This is a genomic window from Paenibacillus pinistramenti, from assembly GCF_005869875.1.
Classification (GTDB): domain Bacteria; phylum Bacillota; class Bacilli; order Paenibacillales; family Paenibacillaceae; genus Fontibacillus; species Fontibacillus pinistramenti.
This window is the reverse complement of record NZ_VAWG01000016.1, coordinates 1-14785: the sequence shown is the minus strand read 5'-3', so window position 1 is coordinate 14785 and position 14785 is coordinate 1. Positions and strand designations below refer to the sequence as shown.

Annotated in this window: 13 protein-coding genes; all 13 read right to left on the bottom strand. The window is 48.7% G+C overall.

Annotated features, from left to right (window positions below):
- Positions 1 to 20 precede the first annotated feature (20 nt).
- A complete protein-coding gene (xerA, locus tag FCN15_RS15605) occupies positions 21 to 1004 on the bottom strand; it encodes a site-specific tyrosine recombinase/integron integrase (protein ID WP_138495924.1) in 984 nt (327 codons plus the stop codon).
- Positions 1005 to 1056: 52 nt separating this feature from the next.
- Positions 1057 to 2118, bottom strand: a complete 1062-nt coding sequence (locus FCN15_RS15600; protein ID WP_138495923.1) for a restriction endonuclease subunit S — start codon at positions 2116 to 2118, stop codon at positions 1057 to 1059.
- A complete protein-coding gene (locus tag FCN15_RS15595; RefSeq protein WP_138495922.1) occupies positions 2108 to 2695 on the bottom strand; it encodes a restriction endonuclease subunit S in 588 nt (195 codons plus the stop codon). The genes FCN15_RS15600 and FCN15_RS15595 overlap by 11 nt, the downstream gene beginning before the upstream one ends.
- Complete coding sequence (locus FCN15_RS15590) at positions 2685 to 4178, bottom strand: type I restriction-modification system subunit M (RefSeq protein WP_138495921.1); 1494 nt, start codon at positions 4176 to 4178, stop codon at positions 2685 to 2687. Before FCN15_RS15590 ends, FCN15_RS15595 begins: the two co-directional genes overlap by 11 nt.
- Positions 4171 to 6609, bottom strand: a complete 2439-nt coding sequence (locus FCN15_RS15585) for an N-6 DNA methylase (protein WP_238996718.1) — start codon at positions 6607 to 6609, stop codon at positions 4171 to 4173. Before FCN15_RS15585 ends, FCN15_RS15590 begins: the two co-directional genes overlap by 8 nt.
- Before the next feature lie 804 nt (positions 6610 to 7413).
- Positions 7414 to 7602, bottom strand: coding sequence for a hypothetical protein (locus FCN15_RS15580; RefSeq protein ID WP_138495919.1), 189 nt, complete (start codon positions 7600 to 7602; stop codon positions 7414 to 7416).
- 175 nt (positions 7603 to 7777) lie between these two features.
- Positions 7778 to 8749, bottom strand: a complete 972-nt coding sequence (locus tag FCN15_RS15575; RefSeq protein ID WP_162515379.1) for a glycosyltransferase — start codon at positions 8747 to 8749, stop codon at positions 7778 to 7780.
- 53 nt (positions 8750 to 8802) lie between these two features.
- Positions 8803 to 9573 (bottom strand): glucose-1-phosphate cytidylyltransferase, encoded by a 771-nt coding sequence (rfbF, locus tag FCN15_RS15570; protein ID WP_138495917.1) that lies wholly within the window; start codon positions 9571 to 9573, stop codon positions 8803 to 8805.
- A gap of 94 nt (positions 9574 to 9667) precedes the next feature.
- A complete protein-coding gene (locus FCN15_RS15565; protein ID WP_138495916.1) occupies positions 9668 to 10603 on the bottom strand; it encodes an NAD-dependent epimerase/dehydratase family protein in 936 nt (311 codons plus the stop codon).
- Positions 10604 to 10620: 17 nt separating this feature from the next.
- Positions 10621 to 11607, bottom strand: coding sequence for an NAD-dependent epimerase/dehydratase family protein (locus tag FCN15_RS15560; RefSeq protein ID WP_138495915.1), 987 nt, complete (start codon positions 11605 to 11607; stop codon positions 10621 to 10623).
- On the bottom strand, positions 11600 to 12439 hold the full coding sequence (locus FCN15_RS15555) for a dTDP-4-dehydrorhamnose reductase family protein (protein WP_138495914.1): 840 nt from the start codon (positions 12437 to 12439) through the stop codon (positions 11600 to 11602). Before FCN15_RS15555 ends, FCN15_RS15560 begins: the two co-directional genes overlap by 8 nt.
- On the bottom strand, positions 12436 to 13422 hold the full coding sequence (locus tag FCN15_RS15550) for a polysaccharide biosynthesis protein (RefSeq protein ID WP_138495913.1): 987 nt from the start codon (positions 13420 to 13422) through the stop codon (positions 12436 to 12438). The genes FCN15_RS15555 and FCN15_RS15550 overlap by 4 nt, the downstream gene beginning before the upstream one ends.
- Entirely contained in the window at positions 13415 to 14506 is a 1092-nt protein-coding gene (gene wecB, locus FCN15_RS15545; RefSeq protein ID WP_138495912.1) for a non-hydrolyzing UDP-N-acetylglucosamine 2-epimerase, read from the bottom strand. The genes FCN15_RS15550 and wecB overlap by 8 nt, the downstream gene beginning before the upstream one ends.
- Positions 14507 to 14785 lie beyond the last annotated feature (279 nt).

Below are 14785 nucleotides of genomic sequence, written 5' to 3'. Positions count from 1 at the left end.
CGATAAATTGCGATTTGAAGTTAAGCTAAATACTTACGGTGTGATAACTTTACGTTATTTTGATTTACCATCGCATACTGGAGTGTCGTATCGACACTTTGGTGACCAAGCAATTGCTGAACCTGCTCGATCGGCATTCCTTTATCAATAGCCATTGTCGCCAGTGTTCTTCTGAATTTGTGCGGGTGGACCTTTGGAATATTCAACTTACGACCTAGCTCTCGAAGACGTATCTCAACTCCGCTTATTTGCAGACGCTCATATGGCTTTTGCAGTGTTACGAATAATGCAGGGTTTTCGTCAACACGATGATCGAGATAGTTTTTCAGATGTATCTTTGTCCGTGCGTCAAAGTATACCTTCCGCTCTTTATCTCCTTTTCCAAATACGATGCACTCTCGATTATTAAAGTCTATGTCGGAGCGGTTTAGCTTTACGAGTTCTCCAACACGCATTCCCGTGGATGCGAGAAGATCTATCATGGCCAAATCACGTGGAGATCCACAATGGTCCCTCATTAATTCCAAGGCTTCATCAGAATATGTTTCTTTGACTGTTGTACCTGTCTTCACTTTGTGAATTCGACGTACAGGGCTTTTTAAAATTAGATTTTCTTCCTCAAGCCAAGAAAAAAAGCTGGATAAAATACGTCTGATGTTGTCAATCGTAACCTTTCCAGCACCACCACTCTGCTGATACTTGTCTAAATATTGCCTCAGGTCATCGGTAATGATATGTTTTAACGGTTTGTTTACCGAATTCAACATATTCTGGATAGTTGACTCATAGTAACGTAGTGACTTACTCGAACAGCCCTCAACTCGCTTCGCTGCAATAAAACTAACCAGTAAGCTATCATTATTGTTTTCCTTCGTATGTGTCGTAGAGGAAGTAGTCTTCTCCCGAAGGTAGTGAGTAAGAACTTTGTGAAGTTGTTCCATCTGATGATTATCAAGATGCACAAGCATTTCTTGCTCAATGTCGATAATCAGTTGATTTTCCAATGAGATTTCCTCCCAATAATTTCTTTATTACTATTATCGGAGGAAATCACCATTAACCGAGATGTTCCCGCAAAAGAGATTTATATGTTGCCTCTAATTCATCCATTGTACGTTTGAGTTCAAATTTTGATTTGTCGGCCTGTATGACGAAATTAGCAAAGGTATCTTGAGCTTCAAGTGGAACGTCAATTATTTGCTCAGAGTGGAAAGAATTTCGATTTAGTGTGGGGACCCCCGAACCTGTTGCAAATCTCGTTAAGTCGAAATATTCCAATAAGTATGCTAAATAAATAATGTTATTTCCATTAATATCCAGAGAAAAAAGTGTAGTGTTCAGCGGCCAATAATCATTCAACGAATAGTATACTTTTCCAATTGTACCTGAACGTCCTGTAATGATACCTCCCCCAGGTACTTTGGCTTCTATATGATAATCAATTATTCCATTTGAAGCATATATAGGAATGCTTCCTTTTGAATTTCTTTGATGAACAGGCAAGTCAAATCCTCTTTGCATTTTCACAACATTTACAAATTCAGTAGTTGGTAGACTTCTTGAGTTTGTTTTCGGGTCCCCAAACATCTCGATAAATTGCGACTTCACGAGTTGTTCCGTTTGATTAAATAACTCTTTATAAGCATTTTTAGTCTTTATTACCGCCCAAAGCAACTTAGCAAGTCGACGTTGTTCACTTAGTGAAGGAAGATCGAACTCCAGTTCCTTTAAATCGCGCCAATTTATTGTTGGCGATAGGGACCCTACAGAGATCTTAATGGCAGCTTCGAGAAAATAATCTGAGCTCATAAACAACGGAAAAAAACCTTTATCTATGACCGCCTCTTTTGGACGAAGGACCATACCATGTGCAGAAAATATTCCATCAAAAGGCGCTATTGCAACCTTCTTTTGGTAGGCGCGTCGTTTACCGAAAAGCACATCTCCTTTTTTCATTACCAGTTTTTCACCAATCGGTGCAACTTCAGAACCGAACCGGTTAACGATTAGACTACCAGAATCCAAATGTTCAAGCCCTAAATAGGTATCCTTATCTGACTCTGTTGGCTTCTTTTTTGCTGTACTATTGAAAGCAATATCCTCAAATTTATACCGCATAGCGCAAGCCTCCTTTCGGATGGAAGAATGCTTGAACTATGCAATTAATCCACTGGATAAATTGCGATTTGACAAGCTCATCGGTTGCGGCAAGGAGCTTTTTATACGCAGCCTTCGTAGCGTTCATAGCTGAAAACAAGTCTGCAAGTTTACGTTGTTCAGCAATCGAAGGTAGCGTGAACTCGAACTCGCTAAGATGTTCCCACTTAACTCGTGGAGAGAGTGAACCTGCCGACTTTCCAACGGCATAGTCAAAGAAAATATCATTCTGAATAATAAATGGCAAAAGATTCGGTAGTATGTTGTCGCTATTCGCTTCTATAACAGTGATATCCCCGGAGCAAATTCCATCAAAAGGTGCAACAGCTGCCTTTTTCAGATAGGCTCTTCGCCGTCCAAATAATATCTGTCCTTTGCGAAATGTTTTGGTAAACGTGTTTTCACTGTCAAAGTCCCATTCTGAAAGTGTTAATTCACCTGGCGTAATGTGTTCAAGTCCGACAACGGGAAGCCCCTGCTTACTTCCTCGCAAGGTCTCGCGGCTTTCCCTCGCGACTTCACCTAACTTAACTCTCATCCTGCTCACCTACAATTAATGATTTCAATTCTTCAAATGCTAACCGAGTTTCAAATACACGATCAACCCATGAAGTGGCACACTCCGTTACGGAGCGGTTGTCTATTGCTGCTTCGCTAGCAACCTCACGGACATAAAGCGGAATCGACAAGGAATAGCCGTTCTTTGCAGTATCATCAACGGTGATTACTTTAGAAAAGCCTTCAATTTCTGCATAATTTTCGTATGCGTCTGCAATTTTTTTGATGTGCCCATCCTCAAGCCAGCTTTGGGCGTTCTTTCTCGTCACTTCGTTTACTGCATTGATGATCAAGATTTGACCACGCCGTTTTGGTTGTTTGCTTGTCCGACAGATAATAATACATGCTTCCATCGGTGAGTTATAGAATAAATTAGCCCCAAGCCCGATTACGCATTCTACCAAATCAGAGGTAATTAGCTTCTCACGGAGCGCACTTTCCTCGTTACGGAACAATACTCCATGTGGAAAGAGGATCGCGCATCGTCCTGTGTCCGGATCTAAACTTTTAAGGATATGCTGGAAAAAAGCATAATCAGCACGTCCCTGCGGCGGTGTTCCAAGAAAGTTCCGACCGTATTTATCTGCAGCAAATGCCTCGCGGTTCCACTGGCTAATGGAGTAAGGTGGATTGGCCACTACGATATCAAATGTCTTCAAACGATTGTTCTCGATAAATGCAGGGTTCGTAAGCGTATCATCATTTACGATTTGGAAGTCTTTCACACCGTGCAAGAACAAATTCATCCGGGCAATCGCCGAAGTCAGCGCATTGATCTCTTGTCCGTAAATTTTCACGTTTCGCCATTCTTTCCCTTGTGCTTTGAGGTAAGCAATGGCTGAGATTAACATTCCCGCACTGCCGCTGGTAGGGTCGTAAATCGATTCACCAGACTCTGGTTTGAGCATTTCTGTCATGAGATGCACAACCGTACGATTCGTGTAAAACTCCTGCGCCGTATGGCCACTGTCATCCGCAAACTTTCGGATAAGATACTCGTAACCTTGTCCAAGCTCATCCTCAGGACAATTGGCTATAGATAGCGTCAATGTAGAAAAATGCTCGATCAGATTCTTTAACAGTTCGTCTGGAAGACGATTTTTGTTCGTCCAGGCTCCGTCACCAAATACCCCTTGAAGCTGCTCGGCGTTTGCCCGTTCAATGGCTCGAAAAGCATTAACAATCGCCACACCAACATTATCAGCAACGCTTCTGACGTCTCTCCAGTGATAACCTTTTGGGACTACAAAACGATGGTTTTCCGGAAATTCCAATGCTTCTTCATCTCCGTACTCCTCCAAAACGGCAGCGCATTCCTCATCGTAGACGTCGCTGATCCGCTTGAAGAACAAGAGCGGAAAGATGTACTGCTTGTACGATCCGGCATCAATATGGGTACGAAGAAGAACTGCTGAGTTCCAAAGGTAGCTTTTAAGTTCATCGAGCGTAATTCTTTTATTCATTGAGGTACCCTCCTTCCACAAGCAGTGCCTTCAATTTTTCCTCGGCGACACGAACGTCTTCGAGCGCTGCGAAGAAATGTTTGCGCACTTCAGCAGGGGAAACCGTTTCCTGTGCTGATTTTTCAATATACGCACTTACCGAAAGCGTGTAGTTCTTCCCTCGCAAGTCATCAAGAGATGCAATCGTCACTTTGTCGATAGCATGCGTATAGTCCGAGCAGAACTTGTATACTTCTTCGATGTTTTGATCGGTCATTATATTTTGTGCCCGTTGAGCTGTATAGATGTTCGAAGCATCCACAAGACAGACGTTGCCCCTATGATGATTCGGTTTGTTGTTGTTTAACACGAGGATGCATGCAGAAACACCTGTAGAGTAAAAAATACCGCCCGTTAGTGCAATCACATATTCAAGCTTGTCCGATTCGATCATCTGCTTGCGAATTTCGCCCTCTTTGCCGCCTCTAAAGAGAACACCTTGTGGAAGTACCACAGCAAGTCTACCATTGTTCCTATCCATGGACTTAACCATATGCTGCAGCCAAGCAAAATCTGCATTCGAATCCGTCGGACTTCCCCAAAGGTTACGCCCATAGATATCGCTTGAAAATTGTTCCGCTCCCCAGTTTTTCAAAGAAAATGGCGGATTAGCGATTACACAGTCAAACGTTTGAAGCTCGCCTCGATACAGAAAATTCGGATTTCGAAGTGTGTCACCTTGCGATATATTAAAATCGCGGGCACCATGCAGGAACAGGTTCATTCTAGCAATTGCCGAGTTTGCAAGATTCTTCTCCTGCCCGTATATTTTACCATACGTCTGTTTGTCATCATTCATATAACGGATCGCTTCAATGAGCATTCCGCCTGTTCCGCATGCGGGGTCATACACCGTTTCTCCTGCTTTAGGAGCTAGAAGCATCACCATTAATTTGACAATGGTGCGAGGCGTATAAAACTCGCCTGCATTCTTTTTCGATAGGTCGGCAAACTTTTTAATCAAATACTCGTAAGCATCACCCATCACGTCGGCGGAATAGTTTTCATTGCCAACTTTGATTTTAGACATATGCTCTACCAGGTCTTTAAGCCGTTCATCAGATAGCTTTCCTTTATCAGTCCAATTCGCATCGTCAAAGCTGGAGAACACGCCGAAAAGCGTATCCGGGTTGGCCCGCTCGATGCCTGACATCGCTATTACAATGGATTTCCCAATATTTTCATGAGCATTCCTTACATCATTCCAATGACAGCCTTCCGGAATGATGAAGCGGTGGTTTTCCGGAAAAGCAGCATACTCCTCATCGCCGCCAGACTCTTCTAAAGCTTTAACCGTTTCCTCATCGTATACATCAGACAACCGTTTAAAAAACAAGATGGGTGTGACGTAGCTCTTATACTCATCTTGATTAATTGGTCCGCGCAGGATATTACATGCACCAAAAAGATGACGGAACAGTTGCTCACTCGTCGTCTCCTCATGCGTAGCATAAGATTCTTCTAAATCTTCTTCTGCAGCAAACATGGACATTTGAATCACTTCCGATCGGTTTTCACCTGAAATTTTCCGTTTTCGCCCCTTGACCTTCACAACTTTATCTTCTATTTTCTTCTCCAGTGTAGGTGGAAAGACATTTTCAAAATCGATCAATATTTTTAGCAGTCGCTCATCAAGGAACGTTAAAGCATGCTTCCGCATTTCCGTGGGAATACCGTAATAGGCTTCCGCAATACAACCTGTAATCGCCGCAAGTGTGTCGCTGTCTCCCCCGATGGAAATCGCATTGCGAATCGCATCCTCAAATGATGTCGATTCAAAAAAGGCCATAATGGCTTGCGGCACCGTATTTTGACAGGTTTCATTAAATGTATAGCTATCCCGAATTCCATCTAGAGTAAAATTCATCGGATAGTAATATTCGTTCACATAATCACGAATCTCAAGCATGCTCTTTCCTTCGTGGGCAAGAAAGATACAAACGGCTGTTGCTTCAGCACCCTTAATTCCTTCAGGGTGGTTGTGGGTAACTTCCGTAACTTTCCTTGAAAGCCACTTTACTTCTTCTATTGTCTTCCCCGCAAAGCCGCAGGCAGATACGCGCATCGCTGCTCCGTTACCAAAACTGTTGTAAGGCATTGGATTATCGGAGTATATCCATTCTCTGAACATGCCTCCGTAACCACAGTTCGGATAGGGGCGACCAATTTCTTGCATGGACTTTACAGCAAAATCCCCTAGATTAAGATAATTTCCGTTGCAATCAAGTATTGCTTTTGCAATGGCCAGACTCATGACGCTATCGTCTGTGAATTCGCAACTATAAGTTAGAAACTCAAATTCTTTCGTTTTTATATTGTTCCACTCAAACCGAGAGCCAACAATATCACCGATGATTGCACCAAGCATGTCTTTAGCGATACTCCTCTTCATATCAGTCTTCTACTAACTATCTCATTCTCATTGAAGGACAGAACTATTTTACTATATAGCTTCTTTCGGATTGTCAAGAGAATATCAGACAATTTTTATAGGTCTTCTTGACGGTATGAACAGGTGTCATATATACCTGTGTTCCGTGAATCTGATATTTGTTGAACCGAATAGCAATGAGTTTATTTTCTTTGGACGAGCGATTGTCCTCTTCCTTAAAGGAGCCTGTACTCTTGAATTGCTGAAGCTAGCGGACAAGAGCAGATACCTTGAAATCATATTCATGCACAAACACGACTCTGAATTTTTATCTCTCCTAGCATAATAGGTTTATTCTACAAACTCTTATTTTTATCTGTCCAACTAAGTAGACCAGATACACTTTCTACATCGTACAAAGAACAGTGAGTTCTTAATTCGTGATCTCATGACTTCGCTGCAGGCACTCTTTCCCACCATGTTCCAAGCCGAGCTGGTAGCTTTCTATCACTTTTATCAGACCAATTGTTCCGATAAAGATCAAATATTCTAAATCTTTTTAATCTTCTCCTTAGTATCGAACTATATGACGTTAAGGATACGAAACGACAAAAAAATAAACCAACTGCAATCGATTCCGCTTCGAATTGGTTTATCTTTTTAAGACCCTCATCAGATACAGGTGACATCCCTTGCAGGTACATCTTGTCCAACATAAGTGCCGCTTTCCTCTGTGTATGCTTTGCCTAGGATGGGATTGGTGAATGAAACCGGGAGAGCTTATATCTTACTGCCGAGCCGAAGACCATAAAACTACACGGGTCATTATCGAAAGTCCTCTAGAAATAAGGATTCCAATAGCTCCGATGTGCTCATAGCTTTCCCAAACTTGAATTCTCTTCTACTATGTCCAACTATGCCCTTCAGTTCAGGATTTGCTTTAACATCAGCTTGAATAGAACGCTGCTCTTCCTCTTGCAAGACGAGAGTGAACTTTCCCTTGATCTTTTCCATTCGATGTCCGCCTTTGTCATAAGCTTTCCCGCTATTTTATCACCAGTTTACATTACACTTCCAGAACCCTATCGCAGCAGAAAGCCGGCTCTGCCAGCCGGCTCATCAATCCACATATCATTACCTCACAAAACGCGCAGCTGCCTGACGCGGGTTCGTGTTCAAATCACGCCTCTCACCTCGGCCCTACCCGCCGGCTGTGAAGCCGGTTCAGACTGTCAAACGCCTCCTGGAGCTCTTTCTCCTCCCTGCAGAAGCCGGCCAGCAGCTTTGCCCTTGACATCAGTTCCTCGTTAAACATGTAGTTGGTCTTCTTGTTCCATTTGGGAAAATACTCGGCCGCTTCGCGGGAGAGGCGAAGCAGCGTCTTCCGCCATCTTGCCTCGTCCTGGAACAGGCCTCTCTTCCTGGCCTGCACGGTGTGATCAATCCAGTCGCATAGTTCGGCCATCTTCGAGAGCGTGCTCTTGGAGATCTGGTTCGGGTGCTTCCGGAAGGAGCTTAACGGCTCGCCGATATACACCATATCGCCGCTGGCTAACAGCGACAGCCAGGTCGCGACATCCACATTATTCAGCGCCCTGCTTCCGCAGAAGCTGCCGAAGGGCTCCTGCAGGGAGCTCTTTCGAAACAGGACGGTCGTAGGCTCCCCGATGTAATTGTGTCTCGTTTGGAGAAGCGCCTCTATGGCACTTTGCCCTTTAATGAAAGCCGCCTCTCCGTCAGGGACGGCAAAAGGGATTTTGCGTGGAGACAGGCGGACGAGCTTTCCGTCCGAGTCGATAATCTTTTTCCGCGAGGTGACCAGGCTGACCTCACTTCTCGTGTTCAAATAATGCGCCATCCGCTTGATCTTCTCCGGGTGAAGCAGGTCATCATCCATAAGATAGTTAATGTACTCCCCGCTGGCTAATGTGCAGCATTTGAGCTGGTTTGCCGCCGGTCCGATATTGGTATCGTTCTTAATATATTTGATCCTGGAAGGGCCGAGCACGGTCTGGTAGTAGTCAACCATCAGCTGCGTGCGGCCGTCTTCGCTGTTATCACAGATGAGGATTTCGATGTTCTCGTAGGTTTGGGCGAGGGCGCTCTGCAGCGCCTCCTCCAGATATTCAGGCCGGTTATAGGTCGGGATTAAGATGCTCACAAGCGGATTTAGAGAAGCTCCCTCCACTGCCTCTCCCTCAGCTGGTACCCTCGTTACCATAACTTCCACGGGGCCTGGCCTGACCGCCACAGACTCTCCAGATACTCCTTATCCCGCAGCGTATCCATCGCATACCAGAATCCGGAATGCCGGTAAGCGTACAGCTGGCCTGCGCTGGCAAGCGAGGACAACGGCTCCTGCTCAAAGATCGTGCTGTCTCCCTCCAGCAGGTCAAAAACCTCTGGATTCAGGACAAAAAATCCTCCGTTGACCCATTTGCCGTCGCCCTTGAGCTTCTCATTAAATTTCTCTACCCGGTCATTCGCTCCGAGGTCCAGTGCCCCGAATCTCCCGGACGGCTGGACTGCGCTCAAGGTAGCGGTTCTGCCGTGGCTTTGGTGGAATTTTAGCAGATCCGGGATATTTACATCGCTCAGCCCGTCCCCGTAAGTCAGCATAAACGGCTCATCCCCGATAAAAGGCTGAATCCGCTTCACCCTTCCACCTGTCATGGACCCTTCCCCGGTGTCGACCAAAGTCACCTTCCACGGCTCGGTCCGGCTTGAATGAAACTGCACGGCCCCGTTCGTGAAATCATAGGTGACGTCCGACTTACTGAGCGCATAATCAGCGAAAAATTCCTTAATCACCTCGGATTTGTATCCCAGGCAAAAGACAAACTCATTAAATCCGTATTGGCTGTATATTTTCATAATATGCCAAAGAATCGGCGCTTCTCCTATGCGGACCATAGGCTTCGGTTTATCGCGGGTTTCTTCGCTTAATCTCGTGCCGTATCCGCCTGCAAGAATAACTACCTTCATGCATATGCTCCTTCCTATGATGAATTAGAAAATACTTCATAATAGTATATGTGGCGGAGCATGGATTGACAGGTACAGCTACTTATGGAGCCTGCTAGCAGTCCCCTTTTTCTTGTAAAAGTCCATAGAATTCGAGGGTCTCCCCAAGACCTGTGCGCAGGTCATACAGCGGGCTCCACCCCAGAAGCCGTCCGGCCTTTGACGCGTCAAGCCGGCTGAAGCGGATGTCCCCTGCCTTTGCTTCCAAATATAAAGGAGGCTTCAGTCCGGGAGATTGGGCCGAGATCAGCCCCGCCAGGTCATTCAAGCTGGTCTTGACGTTTGTCCCGATGTTAAGCACCTCCTGATCTCCACGTTCGATGGACAGAAGATTCGCCCGGGCCACATCTTTGACAAAGACGAAGTCGCGGGTTTGATGGCCGTCGCCATAGATGACCGGTGCTTCCCCGTTAGCGGCTTTTCTGGCAAAAATAGAGATGACGCCGCCTTCCCCGTGCAGGGACTGTCTCGGTCCATAGACGTTGGCGTATCTCAGGATCGTAAAGCCAAGTCCGTATTGCCGGTGGTACATTTGAATATACTGCTCCGGGATGAATTTGGAGAGGCCATAGAAGGACAAGGGCTGGACCGGGGCGGCTTCGCTGATCGGTTCGTCCTTCATCAGTCCGTATACGGCGCAGGACGAGGCATAGATGATTTTTCGGACCCCGTTTTGCACGGAGCTTTGCAGCAGATTAACACTGCCAATAATATTGGTCAGAGCATCATGATAAGGATCGTTCATGGAGGAGCCGACATCCACCTGGGCTGCATGGTGAATCACCACTTCCGGCTGCTCCCGTTCAAAGACTTCTGCCACCGCTGCAGCCGACGTAATGTCGGCCTCGTATAATTTGGCCTGAGGATTCAGGTTCGACCTGTGCCCGGCAGACAGATTGTCAATGACGACCACCTCGTATCCCGTTGCAATGAGCAGATCGGTAATATGTGAACCTATGAATCCGCAGCCTCCTGTACATAACACCTTCATCTCATCATCCCCTACTGTCAGGTGTCTGGTTGCTGTTCAATAATCAAACGGCCCCCTCCCCGGTAATAGCCGAGCGTATCCAGGAGGGACTGCCTCCAGGGCACCGCCGGGGTCCAGCCCATCCGGAATAATTCCGCAGGCTGGAGGAGCGGGGTCTCGGCCGGAGAATTTTTCGGGAAATTGCTTGGAGAATGGCTTGGAAAATTAGTTAGGGAATGGGCCGGCGTTGGCCCGTTCCCGCTCCCCAGCTTTAGGGGAACTGCCGTCATCGTCTGGTATTCATCGGCAGTCTCCTGCAGAGTGCGCTCAATCCCGGAGCATACCGGGTATACCCCGCCTTGTTCCCCGTTCATCAGCAGAAGCTCGTAGGCCTTGACGGCATCCCGGACATCGAGGAAATCCCGGCGTTCCAGGCCTGAGGACAGCCGGAACTCCCCTGGGGCCTGCTGCTGCTCAAGGGCGACGATATGGCGGGCCAGCAGCGAGCAGAATCCGGTAGAAGGACCGGGGCCGATCAGGTTGCCCGGCTCGGCAAGCACAACAGGCTGATTGAATAATCCGGCCCAGCCTAATGACGCTGCTGCACTTAACGATTTGCTGAGTCCGTAAGGATGATTAGGGGAAGAATGCGGAGAGAGGAGCGAGCCGAGTCTGGAGTTGACGATTAGAAGCTTCGCGCTCCGGCCGCGCAGCGCTTCAAGCAGCGTCAAGGCGGAGAAGAGATTGCTTTTCATATATCGGAACGGATGCTCCCAGGATTCGGGGACCGAATTATTCCCGGCCAGATGCAGGACGTAATCGGGAGCGGTGCTGTCCACCAAGCTCCATACAGCCTGCTCATCACTCATATCGCAAACAAAGTAATCGACATTCGGCACCCTTATTAACGTGTCCATGCGCCGGACAGCTCCGATCACCGTATATCCCTGTCCTGCGAAATGCCTGCAGGCATGAATACCGGTGAAGCCGCCGGCTCCAGTGATCAGGAGGATTCCTTTACTCATAACCTTTCATCCAGTCATGCAGTTCCCTGAGCATCGCGGTATAGTCTGGAAAGTCTGGAAGAATGACCTCCGCCTCCGGCCTTGTGGAGACAAGCGTCCTGTCCAGCTCGGGGGTATCTGTGGGGATGATCTGAATATCGTTGCGCTCCCAAATGTCCCTGAACAGCTGCAGCAGCTCATATTTGCTGATCCTCTCCGGATGGGCGAGGTGCATCAAACCGTGCAGGGGTTTATCCAGCAGCCCGTCGATTGCTTTGGCCAGCTGAAGCGTCGTCACGCCGTTCCAGAATACCCGGGTATAGCCGGGTACGCCGGATTTTTGCTTCAAGAACCAGCTCAGCAGCCCGATGCCGTTCTCGCGGATTTCCGGCCCTATGATGGAGGTGCGGATCGTTAAATGAGGCCCCTGCTTAATCTCGCCGAGCGCTTTGGTCACTGCGTAATACGAGGTGCCGTCCGGAAGGTCGTTCTCTGTATAACCGCCGCGGCTCCCCAGAAAAACACAATCCGTGCTGATATGAATCAGCCGGGCCTGCACCGCATCCGCGGCCAGCCGGATTTTGTGGGGGAGGAAGCCGTTTATTTCATAAGCGCCCGCGGCATCCTGCTCCGCATACTGATTCAGAATTCCGACCGCATTAATTATGACATCCGGGCGGACCTGCCCGATCAATTGTTCCACCGTGCCCGGCTGATGAAAATCGGCGAGTATCCCTTCCTTGTCCCGGGCATCTCTTGTCGTGTACAAAACCTCGCGGGCCTGCCGGGTCTTGAAATATTGAACCAGCATATGCCCGGCCATTCCGTTCCCGCCTAAGATCAGAAGCTTCATGGGAGAAAACCTCCGCGCTCGAGGATTTTCCGGATCTCTGCCTTATTCATCAAATTCTTGTCAGAGCTGAAGCTGCTGGCCGTCAGTTTGGGGTAATTCCGGTAATGCTCTTTCAAGCCGGGAATAGACAGAGTGGGCAGGATGACCAAATACTCTTCGTCATACACAACGGTGGACTGGCTTTCATAATCGCTGATCAGGATCTCATGAATTTTCTCTCCCGGCCGGATGCCGGTTTCAACAACCTCCACATCACTCCGGCCAGAAGCCTCTATAAGAACCTCCGCCAGATCGACAATCTTGCAGGTCGGCATCATCATGACAAAGGTCTCCCCGCCCATGCTTGCAGCCGAAGCCTTAAAGAGCAGCGAAATTGCATCGGGAAGCGTCAGGAAAAATCTCGTCATCTGCATATCCGTTATCCGTACCTGGCCTTTATCCCTGATCTGATCCATAAACAAATGAACGACGCTCCCGTTCGTCCCCAGGACGTTCCCGCCGCGCACACAGACAAATCGGGTGCTGGAGGGCAGCAGATTGGCATAAAGGATTAATTTTTCGCCAATAGCCTTCGTCATTCCGTAAAAGTTCGAAGGGTTGGCAGCTTTATCCGTAGAAATGTAGACCACTTTCTTCACTTTGTTCTCGATGCTGGCTTCAATCACATTCTGTGTCCCGACCACATTGGTCTTTAAAGCCTCATAAGGCTGATCCTCGCAGATCGGCACATGCTTGAGCGCTGCCAGATGATACACGTAGTCCACGTTCCGGCAAGCGGCGGTTAACGCTTCCTTGTCGCGGATGTCTCCGATTTTAAAAGTAAGGCGGTCATCCTCAAAAATCCGGCTCATGGCCACTTGCGAGGACTCGTTGCGGGAGTAGATGATGATCTCCTTCGGATTCTGCGGCAGCAGCTGCTTCACCAGTTCATGACCCCAGGAGCCGGTGCCGCCTGTGATCAGGATGACTTGATTATTAAACATGCTTTCTCCCTCCAAGCAAAAATTTGACCACCTTCTGAGCCACATGCCCGCTGAGGTAACCCTCCGGGATTTCCCATCCGGTATCACATTCCGTCATGACGCGTACAGCGTCCGCAATAGATTTGGCGTCCAGGCCTGTCACGATATTGCTGCCGCAGTCCACCGTCTCGGGACGCTCCGTGGTCTCCCGCAGCGTCACCGTAGGCACGCGCATAATGCAGCACTCCTCCTGGACAGTACCGCTGTCCGTCAAGACACATTTGGCATGGCGCTCCAGCTTCACGAAATCAAAGAAGCCGAAGGGTTCATGAAATTCCACCAGAGGGTGCATCTGCTGCAGGTAAGCCGGACCGAGCCTGGAACGAGTGCGGGGATGGAGGCTGCAGATCAGCCGGAGCTGATATTGTTCGGCGACCCGGTTAAGCCCCTCCATAATTTCGCGGAGGTGTCCGGCATGGTCTACGTTCTCGGCCCGGTGGGTGGTGACAAGGAAATAATCAGCTGGAGAAAGGCCAAGCTTAGTCAGGATTTGGCTCTGCTGGATTTGCGGGTCATAGTGCTGCATCACTTCGTAAATAGGATTGCCGGTCAGGACGATCCTGGAGGCGGGAATCCCCTCGCGCAGCAGATGCTGCCTGCTCTGCCCGGTATACGGCATATTAATGGTCGAGATGGCGTCGATTACCTTCCGGTTCTTCTCCTCCGGCACCCGCAGGTCAAAGCAGCGGTTTCCCGCCTCCATATGGATAACCGGAATTCCCATCCGTTCGGCGAGAATGGCGCAGAGGGCGCTGTTGGTATCGCCCAGCAGCAGCACCTTATCGGGCTGCTCCTGAAGGAAGATCCGCTCGATGCCGGCGAACATGGCGGCCAGCTGTTCTCCAAGCGAGGCCTGGCGGTCCTGGAGGATGTAGTCCGGACGGCGGAGGCCAAGCTCGGAGAAGAAAATATCGCTGAGCGAGGCCGTAAAATTCTGCCCCGTATGAACCAGTACATGTTTGCCGGCTAACCGGTCGAGGAGCGGGATGATCAGGCTGAGCCGGATAATTTCGGGACGGGTGCCGAGAATGGTCATGATTTTCATAGACTGACTCCTTTGCTTCTCAATTGACGGGCCGGATTAACCGGCCCGTCTTGCAGGGGCGGGCGCCGCCCTTTTCCTTCCGGGAGACGGCTTCTTCAGGCGGCGGCGCTTGGATCTCACGGCCAGCAGCCGGCCGGCTGTCCGTCTGCTTCTCAGACGGCTGCGGCCGCTTTGGCTGCTCCAGCCGCGTCTGCCGCGCCGGCCGAGGCGGCCGAGGCGGCCGGCCTTGCTGCGCTTGCGGCGCCGCCGGCGGGCCGCTTGCCGCCCGGCTGCGGGGCC

Bases quoted from the DNA above. Each gene is read 5' to 3' on its own strand.
- FCN15_RS15600 (WP_138495923.1), bottom strand. From the start codon at position 2,118: ATGCGGTATAAATTTGAGGATATTGCTTTCAATAGTACAGCAAAAAAG.
- FCN15_RS15565 (WP_138495916.1), bottom strand. From the start codon at position 10,603: ATGAAGGTGTTATGTACAGGAGGCTGCGGATTCATAGGTTCACATATT.
- FCN15_RS15580 (WP_138495919.1), bottom strand. From the start codon at position 7,602: ATGGAAAAGATCAAGGGAAAGTTCACTCTCGTCTTGCAAGAGGAAGAG.
- FCN15_RS15555 (WP_138495914.1), bottom strand. From the start codon at position 12,439: ATGAAGCTTCTGATCTTAGGCGGGAACGGAATGGCCGGGCATATGCTG.
- FCN15_RS15550 (WP_138495913.1), bottom strand. From the start codon at position 13,422: ATGTTTAATAATCAAGTCATCCTGATCACAGGCGGCACCGGCTCCTGG.
- FCN15_RS15595 (WP_138495922.1), bottom strand. From the start codon at position 2,695: ATGAGAGTTAAGTTAGGTGAAGTCGCGAGGGAAAGCCGCGAGACCTTG.
- FCN15_RS15585 (WP_238996718.1), bottom strand. From the start codon at position 6,609: ATGAAGAGGAGTATCGCTAAAGACATGCTTGGTGCAATCATCGGTGAT.
- wecB (WP_138495912.1), bottom strand. From the start codon at position 14,506: ATGAAAATCATGACCATTCTCGGCACCCGTCCCGAAATTATCCGGCTC.
- FCN15_RS15590 (WP_138495921.1), bottom strand. From the start codon at position 4,178: ATGAATAAAAGAATTACGCTCGATGAACTTAAAAGCTACCTTTGGAAC.
- rfbF (WP_138495917.1), bottom strand. From the start codon at position 9,573: ATGAAGGTAGTTATTCTTGCAGGCGGATACGGCACGAGATTAAGCGAA.
- FCN15_RS15560 (WP_138495915.1), bottom strand. From the start codon at position 11,607: ATGAGTAAAGGAATCCTCCTGATCACTGGAGCCGGCGGCTTCACCGGT.